13 protein-coding genes are annotated in these 20,595 nt (G+C 54.6%); 7 read left to right on the top strand and 6 right to left on the bottom strand.

Translation table 11 applies throughout. The features are described from left to right. Positions 1 to 114 precede the first annotated feature (114 nt). The 3 genes from JQR86_RS08375 (at position 115) to JQR86_RS08385 (ending at position 4,037) form a co-directional block, all read left to right on the top strand. Positions 115 to 300 carry a hypothetical protein gene (locus JQR86_RS08375; protein ID WP_019367020.1) on the top strand — a complete coding sequence of 62 codons (186 nt, stop codon included), beginning with the start codon at positions 115 to 117 and terminating at the stop codon, positions 298 to 300. A gap of 375 nt (positions 301 to 675) precedes the next feature. Beyond that, entirely contained in the window at positions 676 to 1,680 is a 1,005-nt protein-coding gene (locus JQR86_RS08380; RefSeq protein ID WP_286788777.1) for a DUF2167 domain-containing protein, read from the top strand. A 1,166-nt stretch (positions 1,681 to 2,846) separates the two neighbouring features. Next, on the top strand, positions 2,847 to 4,037 hold the full coding sequence (locus JQR86_RS08385; protein ID WP_122042345.1) for a sugar transporter: 1,191 nt from the start codon (positions 2,847 to 2,849) through the stop codon (positions 4,035 to 4,037). A gap of 45 nt (positions 4,038 to 4,082) precedes the next feature. Here JQR86_RS08385 and JQR86_RS08390 read toward each other — a convergent pair whose 3' ends face one another. Next, positions 4,083 to 6,491, bottom strand: a complete 2,409-nt coding sequence (locus JQR86_RS08390; RefSeq protein ID WP_407361900.1) for a helicase-related protein — start codon at positions 6,489 to 6,491, stop codon at positions 4,083 to 4,085. 316 nt (positions 6,492 to 6,807) lie between these two features. On the opposite strand from JQR86_RS08390, the gene JQR86_RS08395 reads away from it, so the two are divergent. Continuing rightward, entirely contained in the window at positions 6,808 to 7,218 is a 411-nt protein-coding gene (locus tag JQR86_RS08395; protein ID WP_122042347.1) for a septal ring lytic transglycosylase RlpA family protein, read from the top strand. Positions 7,219 to 7,294: 76 nt separating this feature from the next. Here the strand turns inward: JQR86_RS08395 and JQR86_RS08400 are convergent, their stop codons facing one another. The 5 genes from JQR86_RS08400 to JQR86_RS08420 form a co-directional block, all read right to left on the bottom strand. Continuing rightward, positions 7,295 to 8,545: a serine hydrolase domain-containing protein gene (locus JQR86_RS08400; RefSeq protein ID WP_407361899.1), complete on the bottom strand. Its 1,251-nt coding sequence runs from the start codon at positions 8,543 to 8,545 to the stop codon at positions 7,295 to 7,297. Positions 8,546 to 8,931: 386 nt separating this feature from the next. After that, positions 8,932 to 10,176, bottom strand: a complete 1,245-nt coding sequence (locus JQR86_RS08405; RefSeq protein ID WP_019367027.1) for a ribonucleotide-diphosphate reductase subunit beta — start codon at positions 10,174 to 10,176, stop codon at positions 8,932 to 8,934. Between the two features lie 304 nt (positions 10,177 to 10,480). Next, a complete protein-coding gene (locus tag JQR86_RS08410; RefSeq protein WP_407361898.1) occupies positions 10,481 to 13,396 on the bottom strand; it encodes a ribonucleoside-diphosphate reductase subunit alpha in 2,916 nt (971 codons plus the stop codon). Positions 13,397 to 14,077: 681 nt separating this feature from the next. Further along, positions 14,078 to 14,479 carry a YbaN family protein gene (locus tag JQR86_RS08415; protein WP_074824317.1) on the bottom strand — a complete coding sequence of 134 codons (402 nt, stop codon included), beginning with the start codon at positions 14,477 to 14,479 and terminating at the stop codon, positions 14,078 to 14,080. Positions 14,480 to 14,494: 15 nt separating this feature from the next. Beyond that, positions 14,495 to 15,079: a YecA family protein gene (locus JQR86_RS08420; protein ID WP_010794668.1), complete on the bottom strand. Its 585-nt coding sequence runs from the start codon at positions 15,077 to 15,079 to the stop codon at positions 14,495 to 14,497. 329 nt (positions 15,080 to 15,408) lie between these two features. Here JQR86_RS08420 and recQ point away from each other — a divergent pair, with 329 nt between their 5' ends. From recQ to JQR86_RS08435, 3 genes are all read left to right on the top strand, one after another. Beyond that, positions 15,409 to 17,544: a DNA helicase RecQ gene (gene recQ / locus JQR86_RS08425; RefSeq protein WP_407361897.1), complete on the top strand. Its 2,136-nt coding sequence runs from the start codon at positions 15,409 to 15,411 to the stop codon at positions 17,542 to 17,544. Between the two features lie 116 nt (positions 17,545 to 17,660). Continuing rightward, on the top strand, positions 17,661 to 18,104 hold the full coding sequence (locus JQR86_RS08430) for a MarR family transcriptional regulator (protein ID WP_010794666.1): 444 nt from the start codon (positions 17,661 to 17,663) through the stop codon (positions 18,102 to 18,104). Positions 18,105 to 18,274: 170 nt separating this feature from the next. Next, on the top strand, positions 18,275 to 20,569 hold the full coding sequence (locus JQR86_RS08435; protein WP_434154681.1) for a type IV pilus assembly protein FimV: 2,295 nt from the start codon (positions 18,275 to 18,277) through the stop codon (positions 20,567 to 20,569). The last annotated feature ends 26 nt before the right edge of the window (positions 20,570 to 20,595 follow it).

Genomic DNA, 20,595 nt, shown 5'->3' on the forward strand with positions numbered 1-20,595 from the left:
TCGGCAGAGGGTTCGCTCATCGGCTAAACGAGAACTGTTTGAGGGATGTAATGGACAGAGTAAGTAAGCCGGCTTACGAACCATCCCATTTATAGCCTTCATGAGGGAAAGCCCATGAGCGATCTTGAACTCACTGCACAAATCATCCGCTCGCTGATGAAAGAGCTGCGGGCAGCACGTGATCATGACAGTCAGCAACTGATTGTCAGGCAGTTGCATCGTTTGACCGATCATCTGACTACTGAGAATCGTTATGAAATCAGTCGAATCCTGGCCAAGTCAGAGGCTTACGCCGCTTAACCGCACTGTACCGTTTTGTCAGTCGCTTTGTTCGCGCTGAACATGAGTGTCGCTAGCACAACACCACGAGGGTGTGCCTGTCCCCAGGCGGGACGGCCACCTCTCAGCTAGGTACATTTCAGGACCAATCTGGCTGCGCGGTATGGCTCCAGTTCATCAACTCATGACGCATCGTCCAGTCCGGCTTTTAATCGTGCTGGCCCAACCTCTGCTCTTCCAATCGTCTGAGCCTTGAAGCGGTTGTGTCAACCTGCAGCTATCGGCAAGGTTGTGTTTAACCACATGTATCAAAAAATTTCGTTGCGCCGCAGCGTCTTTGTAGGGCTGATGATATGATTGCGTCTGGATAGCACAACATATCTTCATGGAGCTTTTATGCCGATCAAGGAACTGATCCTGGCCAGCCTCTTGGCTGTGGCCGTTATTCCCGCCGCTTATTCCGCCAACCCACAGCCCGAACCCGTTAGCGCCACGTCTGCCGCGTCGAACGCTCAAGAGATGACAGTGGACCGGTTCCTCAAGTCATTGAACTTCAAGACGGGCAAGATCGTTCTCAATGACAATCTTGCAACGCTTGATCTGCCTAAAGAATTTGTCTTTCTGAACAGCAAGGACGCCGAACGTGTACTGGAAGCCTGGGGCAATCCTCCCAGCCAGAACCCGCCCATGGGGATGGTGATGCCTGCCGGCATTTCGCCCTTCGAGCGCGAGTCATGGGGCATGACAGTCTATTACGAAAAAAGCGGCTACGTATCTGATGAGGATGCGGCTGACATCGACTATGCCGACCTGCTGAAGGACATGCAGCAGGATGTTCGCGATGGCAACAAGGCGCGTCAAGAACAAGGTTATGAGCCGCTTGAGCTGGTAGGCTGGGCTGCTGCGCCGCGTTACGACAAGGAAGGCAAAAAGCTCTATTGGGCTCAAGAGCTCAAGCTGGGCAATGATTCCGAGCATGGCCTCAACTACGATATCCGTGTACTGGGCCGTAAAGGCGTATTGGTGCTGAGTTTCATTGCTGGGATGGATCAGCTACCTCAAATCCAGAAAAGCGCGCCTGCTGTCCTGGCAATGACCAATTTCAATGACGGTAACCGTTACGCCGATTTCAATCCTGACATCGACAAGGTGGCAGCTTATGGCATAGGCGCACTGATTGCAGGCAAGGCGGCGGCCAAGTTGGGAATTCTGGCTGGAGCGCTATTACTGTTCAAGAAGCTATGGATGCTACCCATGCTTCTGATTGGTTGGGTATTCAACCGGTTTCGGGGTAAGAAAAAGAGCGAGCCCGTAGCGCCGACTCCGGTCATGAATGAACCTGAGACGCCAGCCAGGACTGTCATGGACATGAACAGCTCCGAGATAGACGACAAGAAGTAACGCTTAACCTATCCGCCGGATCGGATTCCTGGTCTGGCTGTAGCGTGGCTGGCCATCAAGCAGTCAACGCAATTTCCCTGAATCTATTGAATGACCTACCAGCCAGCAGAACATCCTGCTGGCTGAGTATCGCCGCGCATGCAGTCCGGTGAGTCAATGAAAACAAGAAACGTTGCGCCCTGTTTAATGGTCACTTTGTTCTGCTTGATAGGTTGCACCCATACCTTTGAAGCAAAAGGTAAGACGCAGGTCTATGAAGAGGTTTTCCGACAGACTTTGATAATGCGCATAAAAATCGGCTAAGGACAGGCCCTGCTACCATCCTGTTCGGGCCAACGCCCTGGTGGTACACCTCCATAAGATTGACGGCTGGGACTTTTCGCTCAGCGCGAAGGTGTACCGTTATGCCTATCTCGGTCAGTCATTCACCGTGTCTGGAGAAGAGAGCACGTTACCTTACAATTTGAAGGTGAGTTAGACGCGCCATAACACCCATCTTTTCGAACAGGAAGACCAGGTAGGCTGTACCACTTCAGGCATCTGCTCCCATGAGGTCACTCTACTAGAATGTAAATCCGGCAAATCCCATTCAAGCGGAAGCAAGGGCTATCACAGGCATGAAGATGATGAGCGTTGCGATAAAAAGAGCCGTTACGAAGCAGGCTTTTATTCCAACTGTCCAGGCATAAGGACCGATTTAAATCGGTATAAGACATCCAACTATACCGTTACGGTCGACTTTATGGATTCGAAGAGACCACAAATAAAGCTAGGCCAGTTCACTGGCGAAACGCAGTATATGGCGGACTCTATCGAAACCCTGTGTGAAGGCCACTGCTTCTTGTAGCAAGACAGCCCTGCATTAGAGCGTGTCCGCTAATAAGCTATCGTGAGAACTACATTGAGCCGATGAATCAGGTCTTTTGGAACGCCTGATGATATTGTGGGTCGATGTTACTAAGCGTATCATTTGTGTTACTTAGTTTCCCATCTAAGCTCTGTAGTTCTTCCTGAATAACATATACGCCATACGCGGCCAGTGATGCTGCGGGTTGGTGTGTTGTCGTTTCGGGTCTAGTGGCATTGGATGGCTAAGCTTCAGGCAGGCAGTTCCTAAACTGCCGGACCAAGACTCATCCTGTAAACCAGAAGACTAGATAGTGCTGATGAATACCTCTGTTGATTCACGCGGCGGTGCCTGGCTTGGCGTAATTGCGCTGGCGCTGGCAGCCTTTATCTTCAATACCACTGAATTCGTACCGGTGGCGCTGCTCAGTGACATCGGCAAAACCTTCGAGATGTCGCCAGCTCAGGTGGGCATCATGCTGACCATCTATGCCTGGGTCGTGGCGCTCATTTCGCTCCCCATGATGCTGTTCACGCGTAATATCGAGCGGCGGCGGCTGCTGATTCTGGTCTTTGCGGTATTCGTCGCCAGTCATATCCTGTCGGGCTTCGCCTGGAGCTTTACCGTATTGATTGTGAGCCGTATCGGCATCGCCATTGCACATGCGATCTTCTGGTCTATCACGGCATCATTGGCTGTACGTATCGCCCCTGAAGGCAAGCAGACGCAGGCCTTGAGCCTATTGGCGACCGGTACGTGTCTTGCCATGGTCCTGGGTATTCCGCTAGGGCGGGTGTTGGGAGAAACGTTGGGATGGCGGGCAACTTTCGTGGCGATTGCGGTCTTTGCTACCGGTATAGTGATCTGGCTGGCCAGGGCATTGCCGTTGCTGCCAAGCCATAACTCCGGTTCCCTGAGCAGCTTGCCCGTGCTCTTCAAGCGGCCTGCCCTGGTCTGTATCTATATCCTGACAGTGCTCGTGGTAACGGCCCATTTCACAGGTTATAGCTACATTGAGCCCTTCGCTCAGGAGATCGCCCATCTGAGTGGAAACATGACAACGGTTCTGCTGCTCCTGTTTGGTGGCGCTGGTGTCATAGGCTCCGTCCTGTTCAGCCGGTACAGCATCATGTATCCTAACGGCTTTCTGATCTCGGCTATCGCGGGTATCACCATTTCCCTGCTGGTACTGCTGCCGTTCGCCCAGCATGCCTATCTCCTGGGCGGATTGAGTGTTGTCTGGGGCGTTGCCATCATGTGTTTTGGTCTTGCCTTGCAGGCCAAAGTGCTGGCGTTGGCCAAGGATGCCACCGATGTGGCGATGGCTCTGTTCTCAGGTATCTACAATATTGGGATCGGCGGAGGGGCCTTGATGGGAAGTGTCGTAGGGACACAACTCGGGCTCACCCAAATCGGTGTTGTAGGCGGTCTGCTGGCATTTGCCGGTTTGGCGTTCTGCTACATCATGACACTCAAGTTTTCCAAGCAGCTCAACGCCAATCCGCTATAAACAAGTGATGTGCCGAGGTGCCTGCTGGCTCTCGGCACATCACTGCTAACGGCTACGCGCCGAGCGAGGCGCGCGTTTTTTTTCTGCTTCTCCCTGCTTTTCACGTCCACTTTGATTCCCTCGTCCCAGGCTTGAACGACGAGGGCGTTTGCGCCTGGAAAGCTCACGTGTAATGGCTTCGTTCAGCAAGGTGCGGTGCTCTTCACCACGCTCGATGTCCGGGAAATATTCCGGCAATGTACGTGCAAGGTGCAGGTAGGTCTCCACGATATGCAGCGAGCTTTCCAGCGTTGCAAGATCTGATTCGAGAATCAGGCGTGGCAGCTCAATGACCTTTTCCTGGGCAACCTTTTTCAGCCAGTGTTGTGCAAAGCTGCTGGCAGGGCTTTCCAGGCCTCCCCGGATAGGGGTACAGGCGAAAATCCAGCGTAGCCAGAGGGGAATACGTGGATCATCGATCGCCTTGATCCAATCGGCCAGCTCATCGGGCAATACAGATACAAACGCATCGCCATAATTGATGTTTCGGTTGAACGTCAGCCACGCTCTGAGCAGGCTGGGTTCATTCATCAGCTCGGAAATGGCTTTCAGGTGATCGATAGAAGGCCGCACCTGAAACTGAGACAAGTCTACTGGCTTGTCGGGACTGTTGAACAATCGTTTGATGGATTTGAGTACGTGTGGCTCCAAGGCAGTGATGACGCCTTCGTCATGATGGCCAAAGCGTCCGGCGCGCCCGCCAATCTGCTTGACCTCTTGCACGTTGAGCTGCCGCACCTGAATGCCGTCAAACTTTTCATCTGTGTAAAAGCACAGGGTATGGGCCGGTAGGTTAAGGCCCATGCCCACCGCATCGGTTGCTACCATGATGTCTGCTTCACCTTCGCGAAACCGGCGTGCCTGTTCGCGCCTTACCTCTGGAGACAAGGCACCGTAAACCACCGAAACCGTTTTGCCCGTCATTTCCAGCATTGCTTTGAGATCCAGCACCGTACGACGGCTGAAAGCCACCAGCATCGATCCGGGCTCCAGGTTCTTCAGGCTGGTGAAGTGTCTCGAAACCTCAACAGGGGAGAGCCGCTTGGTGCGCTTGATGATCAGGCGGTCTTCGCACAAGTCGCATAGCGTTTTCAGTGACGGCTCGATCAGCGGCGGTCCAGTCATGATCAACTCAGGCGTATAGGCGCTGACGAGCGCGTCTACCCAGGCCCAGCCTCGCTGCGAATCGGCCATCATCTGCACTTCATCCACCACGACCACATCCCAGCGCTTCTGGCGAAAGCGTGCAAATTCCTCAACCGTGCAGCAAAAATGCGTCGCACCTTCCCGGATAATTTCTTCTTCACCGGTTACAAGCGAGCAAGGAATGCCCATGGACTCGATGCGCTCCTGATTTTCCAGGGCCATCAGGCGCAGCGGTGAAAGGTAGATACCGTGGGTAACCGAAGTCATCGCTTCTATGGACTGGTGCGTTTTGCCACTGTTGGTAGGGCCGAGCAGGGCAATCCACTTACGCGTTAATTGGCGAGCCGGATACAGCTTGTGATAATGCAAAAAGCGAGGATCGTTCTGCAGGAGCGTAGCGAAGGCCATTTTCTCCTTGTAGTTGCGCAACGTGTTGCGAATCGTCTTGCGCAGCCGCCCAGTATCCTGCATGAACAGCTCTGTCAGTCGATGTTGACCCAGTTGCAGCAGGTCGAAGTCGCCAGCTTCTTCAAGGACCATATTGAACTTGGCCAGAACTTCCTGCCGGTCTTCATCCTTCAGGGTCAGGACCTCTTCCTCGCTGAGAATATGGCCTTGGTTTGCCGGTATCCGGCGCTGTATATCCAATGCCAGATCGCCGTGGCGCAACTCAACTACAAAGCGCAGCTCATGGCGAACCTCATTAATGATCTCGACCGCATGTTCCAGAAAGTCATCAATACGTGAAAGCTCCGGCCGTAGCCGCTCAAGCACTTCTAGTCGATCGTCTTCGCTCATTTCCCTGAACGGGCGCTCCAGGATGCGTAGCCGCTCCTGCACATAATGCTCCATAGCTTGCCGAGTCTGATCCTCGAATGCCTCATGAGAATCACTGTCTTCCAGGCGTAACGTCCACTCTGGCTCGATCAAGAGCTGTACTGAACCCAACGAGACGATCTTTTCAGCGCCAAAAATATCAATAAGGCACCTATAGTCGCTGCTGTCGCGTAACAAGATACGCCCTAGCAACCGCTCTGGATCAGGCTCATCCATAGTCGCCTCGATGGTGCCGGCATCTAGCCCTAACCAGAAACCCTTAGCGGCACGACCCAGGTTGGGAATGGCATACCCGATATAAGGCTTGTACCATTCTTCCTGATGATGCTTCTTGGGGATGAAATCGGGATACCGCCCGGTTGCCCACTCAATAAACCGCTTGAGACGTTCAAGGCGGAGCGCTTTACGCTGTCTATAGTCACCTTTAGGCATTGCAGGGACTTCCCGAAAATCAGTGAGTTATGACGTTAGGACAAGATTGTGCGGTCTTTGGTCGTTTCATGCGACTGATGGAGGGCTGAGAAAGAGAGCAAGCAACTGAGCAGCCCATCACAAATGTGATGTTAGGGTGCCATCTTCAAGAACGGCTCAACTATCGCTGCACTCAAACCTTTGTGTTCAGTAAGACCTGATTCAGCCAGTGCTTTTGCTTTCCAAAAACTAAGGATTGCCTGAATAGATGCACGCCGCGATTGGATAACCAGGCGCAGCATTTACAGGCAGACCAATAATAAAGAAGGGTTCAAGCATGCTTATCGATTCAAAACGTTTGCTGCTGTTCTTCTGTCTGCTGGTGGGTTGCGTGGCCTGCCAGGATAAAAAAGCGGAAGCCGTTCCAATCAAGGAGGCGAAGCAAGCGCCCAAGCCATTCGAGCAGAAGGGCAAAGCTTCATACTACTCCCAGAAGTTTCATGGGAGAGAGACGGCCAGCGGTGAGACATTCAATAACAATACGCTGGTTGCTGCCCATAAAACGCTTCCTCTGGGTTCCAAGGTGCGTGTTACCAACCTGGAAAACAACAAACAGGTGGTAGTACGGATTACCGACCGGGGCCCCTTTATCCGTGGCCGCATTATCGACTTGTCTCGCGCGGCGGCTAAGCGGGTCGATCTTGTAGAAGACGGCACAGGGCCAGTCAAGATCGAGCGAATTGATTAAAACCCAGAGATGTAGGACCTAGGGCATTTGCTCAAAGAAAGCCTTAAGCAAACGCCCTCAAAACTGTATTCAAATGTCAGCGCAGCGCTTTAATTGCAGCGCCCAAGAATGCATAGGTCTCCATTTCCTGCTTATCCATTTCGGGTTTAGGCCAAGCGCTCCACACCACGGCAACGACACCTTCCTTACGGTTGATATACAAGAACTGCCCAAAGATCCCTTGTGCCTCGAACGCTCCGCCCTCATGGCCGGGCAGGGCGTGGGTGCCTATAGGGAATGTCCACCATTGATAACCATAACCCAAGGGATACTCGCCCTCGTATAGCTTTCCGGGAGCCAGATAGGATGCTGGGTCTACACGAGTCGCCTGATCAATCCAGCCCGCCGGCAGGATACGCTCACCGTTGATCACACCATCATTGAGAATGAACTGCCCAAAACGACCATAATCCCTCAAGGTAGCCGAGAAGCCGCTGCTGCCGATTTCCTGGCCTGCTCTTGCGTCGAGCTGCCAAAAGGCGTCGCGCTCCATACCCATACGCGCCCAGATACGCTCGGAGAGATAGTCGCTTGTGGTCATGCCTGTCGCGGCGTGCACCAATTCACTCTGAAGGTGCGACTCACCGGTGCTGTACTTGAAGGTTGTACCGGGCGCCGAAGCACGCTTGAGTCCTGACAATTGCTTTAACAATTCGCCGGGCTTATTAGCGAGCTGAAGCTCAAACATTCGACGCCGATCCGACGTGGGATCACGATAGGTTTCGTTCCAGGCAGCCCCTGAACTCATCTGCAATACCTGCTCTATCGTCACGTTGTCATAGGCGCCGCCCGATAGTTGTGGCAGATAACGTGCAATAGGCTCCTTCACACTCTTGATTCGCCCTTGTTGTACCGCCGCTCCAACAAGGGAAGAGGAGATGGATTTCACTACGCTGAATGACGTCCAGCGCGTCTCTTCTGTATTTCCCAGGCCATACCGCTCAAGAACGATTTTGCCGTTCTTGATGATCAACAACCCACCCACGTGATTGCGTTGCATGAACTCATCAACACCCAGCGTGCCATCATCCGTTTGGTAGCGCACATTGACCTCGTGCTGGCGTGGCAGCGGATAAACTGCCGGACCGCGGTGTACCTTACGCGTGAAGAAGAGCTGATCCATATGCCGATACGTTCCGGGCTGGTAAGCCGGCGGTAAATCATAAAGATCCTGAGCGCGCCCGATTAGCTCGGGTTTAGACGTTTGAGTATCGGCCTGTAGCGTAGAGCAGCCTGCTATAAACAAGGCTAGAAGGGAGAGGGCGGCAGTCTTTGGAATAATTGTCATGACTAGTCTCGCAGTCAGCATGGATTAGGTCCGCGTAAAGCATAGCGGTTGTAGCTGCTTGCTAAGAACTGACCACAAGCGGGACGGTTCCTGAGAAGGTGTGCCAAATACCGTAGGATGGGTTGAGCGGAGCGATATCCATCCTCGTTAAGCAGGACCATCCTCACGCAATTGATTAAGTAAGTTTTAGATGCGACGCAGGATGATTGCCGAGGGACATGCCGCTCGGATCTAATAAGCTAGTCCCGTATAGGGAAACTAAAAGCAACAGAAGAAGGCTTAATGATTAGTTTTTATAAAAAGCCCCGCAATAGGCGGGGCTTTTATTAGCTTGCTTCTAACACCTATACCGGCGTAAGACCAATTTTTGCTGGGGCAAGAGGCTATCAATCCCAGCTCAACGCCCCGCCAGTCTGATACTCAATCACACGCGTCTCGAAGAAGTTCTTCTCTTTCTTCAAGTCCATGATTTCGCTCATCCACGGGAAGGGGTTGGTCGTACCGGGGTACTCTTCCTTCAGGCCAATCTGGGTCAGGCGGCGGTTGGCGATGAACTTCAGGTAGTCTTCCATCATGGCCGCGTTCATGCCCAGTACGCCGCGGGGCATGGTGTCGCGCGCGTATTCGATTTCGAGCTGAGTGCCTTGGAGGATCATCTGAGTGGCTTCGTCCTTCATTTGGGCATCCCACAGGTGCGGGTTCTCGATCTTGATCTGATTGATCATGTCGATGCCAAAGTTCAGGTGCATGGACTCGTCACGCAGGATGTATTGGAACTGCTCGGCAGTACCGGTCATCTTGTTGCGACGGCCCATGGAAAGGATCTGGGTGAAACCGCAGTAGAAGAAGATACCTTCCAGTACGCAGTAGTACGCGATCAGGTTTTTCAAGAACTGGCGATCCGTCTCGGGTGTGCCGGTCTTGAATTCCGGATCGGAGATGGAGCGGGTGTACTTGAGTCCCCAGGACGCTTTTTTCGCGACTGACGGAATCTCGTGGTACATGTTGAAGATTTCGCCTTCGTCCATGCCCAGGGATTCAATGCAGTACTGGTACGCGTGGGTGTGGATCGCCTCTTCGAACGCTTGGCGCAGGATGTACTGGCGGCACTCGGGGTTAGTGATCAAGCGGTATACGGCCAGTACCAGGTTGTTGGCAACCAGCGAGTCGGCGGTGGAGAAGAAGCCCAGGTTACGCTTCACGATACGGCGCTCGTCCTCGGAAAGACCGTCAGCGCTCTTCCACAGGGCGATGTCCCCTGTCATGTTGACTTCCTGCGGCATCCAGTGGTTGGCGCAGCCGTCCAGATACTTTTGCCAGGCCCAGTCGTACTTGAAGGGTACGAGCTGGTTCAAGTCGGCGCGGGCATTGATCATTTGCTTGTCGCCTACCTGTACACGGGCAGCGGAGCCTTCCAGATCATCCAGGCCTTCTTGAATGTCGAGATCGTTCAGTGCGGCCTTGGCGCGGGCTACGGCGTCAGAGTCGGCGGCATCTACGGCGCGTGCTTCGTTGGCAGCAGCACCGCCTACGCTATCCAGTTTTTCCAGCGGCATGTCGCCGTCCTGCTGTGCAGTGGCAGGGGTGGCGGTTGCTTCTTCGTCTTTGTCGAATTCGTCCCAGCTCAGCATGGTGTGTTCTCCTGCTTGAGGACCGGCACTCGGCCAGTCGGTAAAATCTAGATGTCTTTTAGAGTGCACATGGGGCACGGTGTTTGATCGGACGTCACACGTTTAAGCAGCGGATGACCGCACTATGTGGTTACGCCCCAATCATGCCTGCTCTGCCAAGGTGAGCCCCTGTAATCATGCTCAAGGCAGGGACAGGCCAATCGGTCTCGTGAGGCCGACTTTCAGTACTTGTTGTGTTTGGATTTACGTTCGGGGAGGGTGGTAAACCCCTCCCCGAATCCTCTCCGAAGAGAGGGCTTATGGCTTACTGACAGGCTTCGCAGTCGGGGTCGTCGATGCTGCAGGCCTTGGGCACTGGTGCCGGAGCCGGAGCGGGTGCTGCCTCGGCTTTTTGTGCTGGCGCCGGTGAGGCACTGGCTTGTACGCCGGTGATCGGATCCGCACTAACGGCATTCAGCTTGCCGGTGTTGATGGTGGACTTCTCGGTGCTGGTAGCAGCCAGGGCGCGGAGGTAATAGGTGGTCTTCAGACCACGGAACCACGCCATGCGATAGGTTACGTCCAGCTTCTTGCCCGAGGCGCCAGCGATGTAGAGGTTCAGGGACTGTGCCTGATCGATCCACTTCTGACGGCGGCTCGCTGCTTCCACGATCCAACGGGTTTCGACTTCAAACGCGGTAGCGTACAGGTCCTTCAGGTCTTGCGGGATGCGCTCGATCTGCTGGACGGAGCCGTCGTAGTACTTGAGGTCGTTGACCATGACTGGATCCCACAGGCCGCGTGCTTTCAAGTCACGCACCAGGTAGGGGTTGATCACGGTGAACTCGCCCGACAGGTTCGATTTCACGTACAGGTTCTGGTAAGTCGGCTCGATGGACTGCGATACGCCGGTAATGTTGGCGATGGTTGCAGTCGGCGCGATGGCCATGATGTTCGAGTTACGAATACCTTTCTTGACGCGCTCGCGAATCGGCGCCCAATCCAATGTCTCGGACAGGTCGACTTCAATGTACTTGGAGCCACGCTCTTCGATCAGCATCTTTTCAGAGTCGATCGGCAGAATGCCCTTGGACCACAGCGAGCCTTCGAACGTCTCGTAGCTGCCACGCTCGTCGGCCAGGTCACAGGACGCCTGGATCGCAAAGTAGCTGATGGCTTCCATGGACTTGTCGGCGAACTCGACGGCGGCATCCGAACCATAGGCGATGTGCTGGAGGTACAGCGCATCCTGGAAGCCCATGATGCCCATGCCCACCGGGCGATGCTTCATGTTGGAGTTGCGAGCTTGAGGAACCGAGTAGTAGTTGATGTCGATAACGTTATCGAGCATGCGCACGGCAGTCTTTACGGTACGGCCGATCTTCTCGATGTCCAGCTTGCCTTCGACGATGTGGTTCACCAGGTTGATCGAACCCAGGTTACATACAGCGATCTCGTCCTTGTTGGTATTCAAGGTGATCTCGGTGCACAGGTTGGAGCTGTGAACCACGCCCACGTGCTGCTGCGGGCTGCGCAGGTTGCATGGGTCCTTGAAGGTCAACCAGGGATGGCCGGTTTCGAACAGCATGGACAACATCTTGCGCCACAGATCCTTGGCCTTGATGGTCTTGTACAGCTTGATCTTGCCGTATTCGATCAGGGCTTCGTAATACTCATAACGCTCTTCGAATGCCTTGCCGTACAGGTCGTGTAGATCCGGTACATCGGAAGGGGAGAACAGAGTCCAGTTGCCGTCATCGAATACACGCTTCATGAACAGGTCCGGAATCCAGTTCGCGGTGTTCATGTCGTGAGTACGGCGGCGGTCGTCACCGGTGTTCTTGCGCAGCTCGAGGAATTCTTCGATATCCAGGTGCCAGGTTTCCAGGTACGCACAGACGGCGCCCTTACGCTTGCCACCCTGGTTGACGGCTACAGCGGTGTCGTTCACTACTTTCAGGAACGGAACAACGCCTTGGGACTTGCCGTTGGTGCCCTTGATGTAGGAGCCCAATGCACGGACCGGAGTCCAGTCATTACCCAGGCCGCCGGCGAATTTGGACAACATGGCGTTATCGTGAATCGCGCCGTAGATGCCCGACAGATCATCCGGGACGGTAGTCAGGTAGCAGCTGGATAGCTGTGGGCGCAGGGTGCCGGCGTTGAACAGGGTCGGTGTGGACGCCATGTAGTCAAAGCTGGACAACAGGTTGTAAAACTCGATTGCACGCGCTTCCTTGTCAGCTTCCATGTGGGACAAGCCCATGGCGACGCGCATGAAAAACAGCTGCGGCAGCTCGAAGCGGGTACCGTTGCTGTGCAGGAAGTAACGGTCGTACAGCGTCTGCAGGCCGAGGTAGGTGAACTGGCCGTCACGCTCGTGGTTGATTGCCTTGCCCAGCTTTTCCAGGTCGAAGCTTGCCAGTTTAGGGTCCAGCAGCTCCAGCTCTACGCCTTTGGCAACGTAGGCGGGCAGGGCCTTGGCATACAGGTCGGCCATCTCATGGTGAGTGGCGCTTTCTGCAACGCTTAGGAAGGACAGGCCTTCAGCACGCAGGCTGTCGAGCAGTAGGCGGGCTGTAACGAAGGAGTAATTCGGCTCACGCTCAACCAGCGTACGCGCCGTCATGACCAAGGCGGTATTAACGTCTTTTTCGGCTACGCCGTCGTACAGGTTCTTCAGTGTTTCGCGCTGGATCAGCTCGCCGTTGACTTCGGCCAAGCCTTCACATGCTTCGGAGATGATGGTGTTCAGACGACCCATGTCCAGCGGAAGCAGAGTACCGTCAGCCTTGGTTACGCGGATGCTTGGATGCGGCTCTGCCACTTCAGCAACGGCGCGCTTGCGCTCCTGGGCGCGTGCTTCGCGATAGATCACGTAATCACGGGCCACTTTTTGTTCGCCGGCACGCATCAGGGCCAATTCGACCTGATCCTGAATTTCTTCGATGTGAATCGTACCACCGGAAGGCATGCGACGCTTGAAGGTCGCTGTGACCTGCTCGGTCAGACGCTTTACCGTGTTATGGATACGTGAGGAAGCCGCAGCAGTACCACCTTCAACAGCCAGGAATGCCTTGGTGATGGCAACGGTGATCTTGTCGTCAGTGTAGGGAACGACTGTGCCGTTACGCTTGATGACACGCAGTTGGCCGGGAGCAGTGGCCTTGACGTCCAGGTTGTTGTCGTCGGCCGGGAAGCCGTCGGTCGTTGCTTTCTCGCGGGACAGATCAGTCTGCATGCGGGTTCGTCTCCTAACGTTATAAGTACGATGGAGCCTCTACGGCTCCTATCTTTAAGCGTTTTGCAAAACGGCGCCGGGTTGGCTTTGCAAAACGCTCACACCAGACACGGCTTATGGCCAGGCCCGTTAATCACTCAAACATGAGCCATAAAGCGTTAAAGGCTCAAAAAACGATTCAATACCAGCCGGCGGCTAACCACATCATGTAGTGGTAGGGGCTGTATGGGCTTCGGGGAGGAATAGCGGGTTGGCTGGTCTCCGAAGCTGCGTCAATCGTCATTGAAAAAGAGCTTCGACCAACCGGAGGCTGAACGCTTGATGGGTTGACAAGTTTTACATTGTCTAGTGTCCGGTTGCTCGGCGAACCCCAATATATAGGGATGTTCGTTAAAGCGAGGTACAAGATAATGCGCTAGCGGCTGCTTTGCAAGTTGATAAAACGCCACAGCCTGTGGATAAAAAGTGGGTAATTTTGGGATATGTCGATGCAGGTCGCATGGCTTCTGAGGTTCGCCGTCAGTCGCGTTTTCCGCATCTTTTCGTCAGAGCAGGCAAATGAAATTTCGTTCAAACGTTAACACTATATGTAGTGGTGCTTTTATGACTGGATGCAATAGAGATAAGTAAGAGAAGTCAAGTAGGAAAAACACTTCTTTGAGAGCAACAAAATGAGTCCCGCTAAGGGACGGGACGAGTCTTCTGACGAAGGATGTAGATTGTCACGCAGGCCGAGCTGACCACCATGAACACGCGTGCCCAGAAATAGGGTACTAGCCAGCTGGAGATTCCAATACTGATCCACATGGTGAAAATGGCGTAGATTTTTCCCTTGAGCGGAATCCCTTCACCCTCCAGATAATCCTTGATCCAGGGGCCTAGCCGAGGATGGTTGACCAGCCAGCCATAGAAGCGCTCCGAGCTGCGCATAAAGCAGCCCGCTGCGAGGAGGAGAAAAGGGGTGGTTGGTAGAAGAGGCAGAAAAATGCCAATCACGCCCAAGGCAACACTGACCCAGCCCAGCGTCAGCAGGCTATAACGGACCCAGGGCCGCCGGCTGACGCGTACATCTCGTTCAGGCATTCGATGTTGAGAGCCTCAGTGACGAGGCTTTAGCAACGCTGGCTTTTCTTCAGGTGCATGGCACAGCAGGAACAGCTGCGTCAGGATTTCCGGAATCTGCGAGACCATGTTGTCGACCAGCTCAGGGTCTTCAGCGATATCGCTGAATTCAGCCTGTTCTTCGAAAAGGCCTGAACCAACCATGATGGGCAACAGCAGCTCGCTGACTTCTTCCTCGGCCTGCTCGAACCAGACGGCTTCACGCAGGAAGACGCCTTCCATGAATCCGATACACCAGCCGCGCAGGTCGGAGTCATCTGGATCGTCGCCTAGCTCCAGGTCGCATGGAAGCTCAAGCTCTTCATCGCTGCCCAGTATGCGCAGGATATGCGCCTTGAGCTGGACAAGCGTGGATTCGATTTCTTCGCGCTGTGCATCGCTGGTGTAATGCGGCGGCTCGGCGAAAAGGGCATCGATCCATTCACGCTCGGGTACGTCTTCCGGGCAAATGGCCAGAGCGGTTAGATAACCGTGCGCTGCGATGTAGTCGAGCGCTTCCTCATGCAGGTCGTCCGCATCAAGAAACTCACGGAGACGGGACAGTTGTTCAGCGAAGGACATCGGTTACTTACCTCGGAAAACGGGCTGGATATACGATAAAGGCAGTCGCGTTACGATGATGTTCCCGCAAATCGCCTATTGGGTTCCATATTGTTCACATGCTGAACTCGGGAAAGCCACACGGACGACGTGCATGGTGTCACGTTCTGCAACTGCCTCAACGAAGCCGATTGTAGACGAGCCGGTGCGCCGCGGCAAAAGGCACGTCATTAATCTAGCCAATCTGGCCCTTCTATCAGGGCTTTGTTACAGCCTCGGGCATTGAGTGACGGATAACCGGGCGTTTCTTGTCAGTGCCCGTATAATGCGCGCCATCAAATGGAGGCAGCATGTTCGATCAAGCTTTGCGTATTCTTAAAGACGTCTTTGGTTATGACGCGTTCCGTGGCAATCAGGCCCGGATCATCGAGCGCGTTGCCAACGGCGGAGATGCGCTGGTGCTCATGCCTACAGGTGGCGGCAAATCCCTGTGTTATCAGGTACCCGCCTTGTTGCGTGAGGGGCTGACCGTTGTCGTCTCGCCACTGATCGCCTTGATGGATGATCAGGTTGCGACGCTGGATGAACTAGGCGTGCCAGCGGTCGCGCTCAATTCGACGCTTTCGCCCGAGGCACAGCGCGACATTGCTGCACGGCTTGAGCGCGGCGAGATCAAGCTCTTGTACCTGGCGCCGGAGCGTCTGGTGCAGCCGCGCATGCTGAATTTCCTGCAGCGACTCGGCAACATTGCACTATTCGCCATCGACGAGGCGCACTGCGTTTCCCAGTGGGGGCACGATTTTAGGCCAGAGTATCTGCAGCTTGGCCAATTGGCAGAGCAGTTTCCCGATGTGCCACGCATTGCCTTGACCGCTACGGCAGACATGCGGACCCGGGATGAAATGATTCAGCGACTGCATCTGCAGAATGCCGAGCAGTTTCTATCCAGTTTTGACCGACCCAACATTTTCTACCGTATTGTTCCCAAGGAGCAGCCTCGCAAGCAGCTGTTATCGTTTCTGACGCAGCATCGGGGTGATGCGGGCATTGTTTACTGCATGTCGCGTAAAAAGGTCGAGGAGGTAGCCGAGTACCTTTCCGCGCAGGGTTTTCCCGCCTTGCCTTACCATGCAGGGCTTTCCAACGAACTGCGTGCGTTTAACCAGAAACGTTTCCTCAACGAGGAAGGGCTCATCATGGTCGCGACTATTGCCTTTGGCATGGGCATCGACAAGCCGAACGTCCGCTTTGTCGCGCACCTGGATCTGCCCAAGAGTCTGGAGGCGTATTACCAGGAGACTGGACGAGCAGGGCGGGATGGTTTGCCTTCTGATGCCTGGATGGCTTATGGATTGCAGGATGTCCTGCTGCTTCGCCAGATGATGCAAAGCTCCGAAGGGGATGAGCGTCATAAGCGCGTAGAGCGCAACAAACTCGAAGCCATGCTGGCATTGTGCGAAGAGACACGCTGCCGCCGGCAGGTACTGCTGGCCTATTTCGATGAAACATTGCCTGAGCCCTGTGGGCATTGTGATAACTGCGTAGATGGTGTCGAAACCTGGGATGCCACCCAGCCGGCTCGGCAGGCATTGTCAGCCATCTATAGGAGCGGTCAGCGGTATGGCGTAGGCCATCTGGTTGATATCCTGCTGGGGCGGGAAAATGACAAGATCAAAAGTCTGGGGCATGAGCGTCTGGCTGTTTTCGGCCTTGGTAAATCGCTGGCTGAAGATGAATGGCGAACCCTCTTTCGTCAGCTGGTAGCGCGTGGTTTCGCTGACGTGGATGTAGACGGCTTTGGTGGTCTCCGTCTGACGGAGGCATGCCGTCCGCTTCTGCGTGGGGAGACGACGCTCGAGCTACGCCGTGATCCCAAGCCGCAGCGTACACGTGGTAACAATTCCGGCCCCAGCGCAGCCAGCCAATTGGTACGCTCTGAAGAGCGTCAGCAGTGGGAGGCCCTGCGTACGCTGCGTCGGAAACTGGCAGAAGAGCACGGAGTGCCTCCTTATGTCATTTTCCCGGATGCAACCTTGTTGGAAATGTTGCGGGGACAGCCACGGACCTTGCACGATATGGGGCGTATCAGTGGTGTGGGCGCGCGTAAGCTTGAACGGTATGGCCAGGCTTTTCTTGATGTGCTGACAGACGCCCCAGCAGCACTGGAGCCTGTTGCCGATGTTCGTCATGAGGTCATTACCCTAGTCCGTGCGGGTATGACGCCTCCGCAAATCTCACGGCAGCTTTCCTGCTCTGAGAAAAATGTGTACAGCATTCTGGCGGAGGCCATTGCACGACAGCAGCTTTCCCTGGAGCAGGCGCTTGAGCTGCCCGATGATCTTGTAGGCGAAATCCAGGATGCGTTTCTGGAGGAAGAGGGTGACTTGCCTCCAGCAGCAGCGCTGGCGGATCGATTCGCTGACCAAGTGCCTGTCGGTGTTTTGTACTGCATAAGGGCTGCACTGGCTGTAGAGCTCGCAGAGTAAAGAGAGATAAGCTGTCAAATGAGCTGATGGCGGGATAAATTCACTATCAAAACTAGATTGTAGGCTGTTTAATAGCTAAACAATAATAACCGTCAAAACGATAAGGTCATTGGTCCATGCCGCAAAACGATCCCCATCTCTTTGGTCGTCAGCTTTTCCATGTTTCGCGTGCCTGGCGGGCAGAGCTTGATCGCCGTCTGAGCCATCTGGGTTTATCCCAGGCGCGCTGGCAGGTCTTGCTGACCCTTGCACGCATGAAGGATCAGCATCCTACTCAACGAGAACTGGCCCAAAGTGTCAGTGTAGAGGGGCCAACATTGGCTCGTCTTTTGGACGGACTTGAAGCTCAAAAACTGGTGCGCCGAGTGGCGGTGAGTGAAGATCGTCGAGCCAAGCGCATCATGCTGACAGCTGCCGCTGGCCCGCTTATTGAAAAGATCCAGGCCATTGCGGATGAGCTGCGTGAAGAGTTGCTGGCGGGTATTGATGACTCCGCGATTGATATTTGCCAGCAAGTCCATCAGAAAGTACTGGCCAACCTCGAAAAACGAGGCCAGTAATCGGAATCTTCGCGGCTCCGCTGAGGGCCGCGTCGTATCGGTTTGTTCCTCTATACTTTCAGTGCTACTTTTTTTAATAGCGCTCGCTAGTCGATTTTCTAAACTTTCTACGAGCGCAGCCGTTGCCGTTGTCAGGGCGGTAATTTTTTTATTTGCAGTTAGGGCGCTGAATGGCCACGAAAAACGTTAATCGTTTTCGAACTCTCGTAATGGTATCCGGCCTGGTGCTGGGCGTTGGCAGCAACTCTGTCTTTGCGGTCGGGCTGGGCAACATCACGCTTCAGTCTTCCCTCTATCAGCCTCTTAGCGCGCGTATCGAGCTGGTGGATGTCGGTGAGCTTGAGGCCAGCGATTTTCACATCGGCCTTGCGTCTAATGACGAGTTTGCGCGTTCTGGCCTCGATCGTACTCAGTTCATGAGCGACATGCACTTCACGCCAGTGATTGAGCCGGGCGGCAGGAGTTATATTCGCGTCACATCGACCCGTCCGGTTAGCGAGCCTTATTTGAGTTTTCTGGTTGGTCTTGAGCTGCCCGGCGGGCGTCAGTTGCGTGAGTTCACTGTGCTGATAGATCCGCCCGGCTATCAGGTGCCTGCAAGCCCTGCGGTGAGCCGGAGCAACAGCTATGCACAGGTAGAGGTATCACGTCCTGCTGCACCCCGTGCTTCGAGGCCGTCTACGCCTCCTGCGCCGACACCCAGGCCAGGCCTTCAGGCAGGTGCTGCTACCTACACGACACGCGCAAACGATACGCTCTGGCAGATTGCACAGAAGCTGGTTCGCCAGGCGGGTAAAGGCTCTGTTCAGCAAATGATGGGGGACTTGTATTCGCTGAATACCAATGCATTTGCCGCGGGCGACATGCACCGGCTCAGGGTAGGGCAAACGTTACGTCTTCCTGCCGACTTTTCTACTCCTGTAGCAGGGGCTGAACAAAACGGCGCATCGATTGCTGCTCCGGCGCAAAATCCTCCTCGTGAACAGTCCTTACCGTCAGAGTCGCCCACGAACATTGCCCCGGTACAAGCTGGAGTGGAGCAGACAGTACCTACGGCGGTTGCTCAGCAGGATCAGCTTCTGCTTCGTATGGCTCAGCTGCAAACTCAATTGGAGCAACTCCAGGCTCGTCTGGATGAAACCGTAAGGGATAAGGATAACCAGATCGCAGCGTTGCAGCAGGAGGTTGCTCAGCTGCGTACCTCTGAAAAAACAAGCGATATACCCTCGCCAGCGGATCCGTCTTTGGCACCGCCCCCGTCAACTCTTTCCGACGGTGATATAGGAGTAGCTCGGGCGCCGTCTGAAGATCCTTCACAGGCACCCACCATTGCTCCGTCTGCTCCAACTACGCTGCCTGAACAGAGCGCTTCGCAGACCCTAAGCCCTCTTGTCGCACCGTCACCGGTGCAAGTCGACGCAGAGCAGGAAAAAGACTGGTCATCCTATTATTTATGGCTGGTTCCTGTAGCCGCCTTGCTGGCAGCGGCCGTCATTGCGTTACGTCGTCGACGTACACGGGAGGAATCGGCAGTTGCTGTAGTGACTGGTGTACCTGAAGGGGACGAGCCCGATCATGACGGTCATGCTCTTGTGCCGCTTGTCGAGCCAGCGGTTATAGCTAGCCATGTGGAATCGCATGATGCTGAGCCTCAGATACCTGTTTCACCCCAGCATGCCACGCCCAAGGCTGACGATGAATTTCTGGGACGTGCCGAAATTTACCTGGCTTATGGACGTTATAACCAGGCTCGTGAGGTGCTTGAGGAAGGCATCGCCGAGCAGCCTGGCCGCCTGGATCTGCGCATGATGCTGCTCCAGGTGCTGGCTGCTTTAGGTGAGAGAAAGCTGTTCGCCGTTCAAGAGGCGGCCGTTCGTGAATTGGATGGCGATACGCAGGCAATCGATCAGCTAAAGGCACTCCTTCCAGGCATGATCGAGGAATCGGCTGAGGAGCAGAGCGTCAAAGCTGAGGAGGAACCTCTGGAGGTTTCTCTTGATCTGCCCGACGATCTGGAAGAGGAGTGGAAACCTCAGCTTGACTTGAAAGCTGACGAAATGAAGCCCACTCAAGCCGATATCGAAAATTTCGATCTGGATTTACAGGACCTCAGTTTTGATGACGCTATTGCCCTTACAGAGCTGCTAGACGCTGAGCAAGGACATGAAAAAGCCAAGCCTGCTGAGTCGCTGGACGATGATTTTCCTTATACGTTAGGAGAGTTGCCATCAGTGGATGAGCTGGACATGACGCTGGACGAGCATTTCGCCAGCCATGTGCCGAGCGCCTCGGTGGCAGACAATGAGCTGAGCGATTATCCAGCCAGCCCTCTGTTGCAACAGGCGAAATCCTGCATGGCCCAAGGCGATATGCGGGCAGCCAGCGCTATTCTTCAGCGGATCCTCAATGAAGGAAACGATGCACAGCGCCATGAGGCAGAGGTACTACTGGCGCGCATTGCTTGATGCGCGCTGTAGACGTCTAATTTGAG

The sequence above is a fragment of the Pseudomonas sp. JZ134 genome (assembly GCF_051027695.1).
Classification (GTDB): Bacteria; Pseudomonadota; Gammaproteobacteria; order Pseudomonadales; family Pseudomonadaceae; genus Chryseomonas; species Chryseomonas luteola.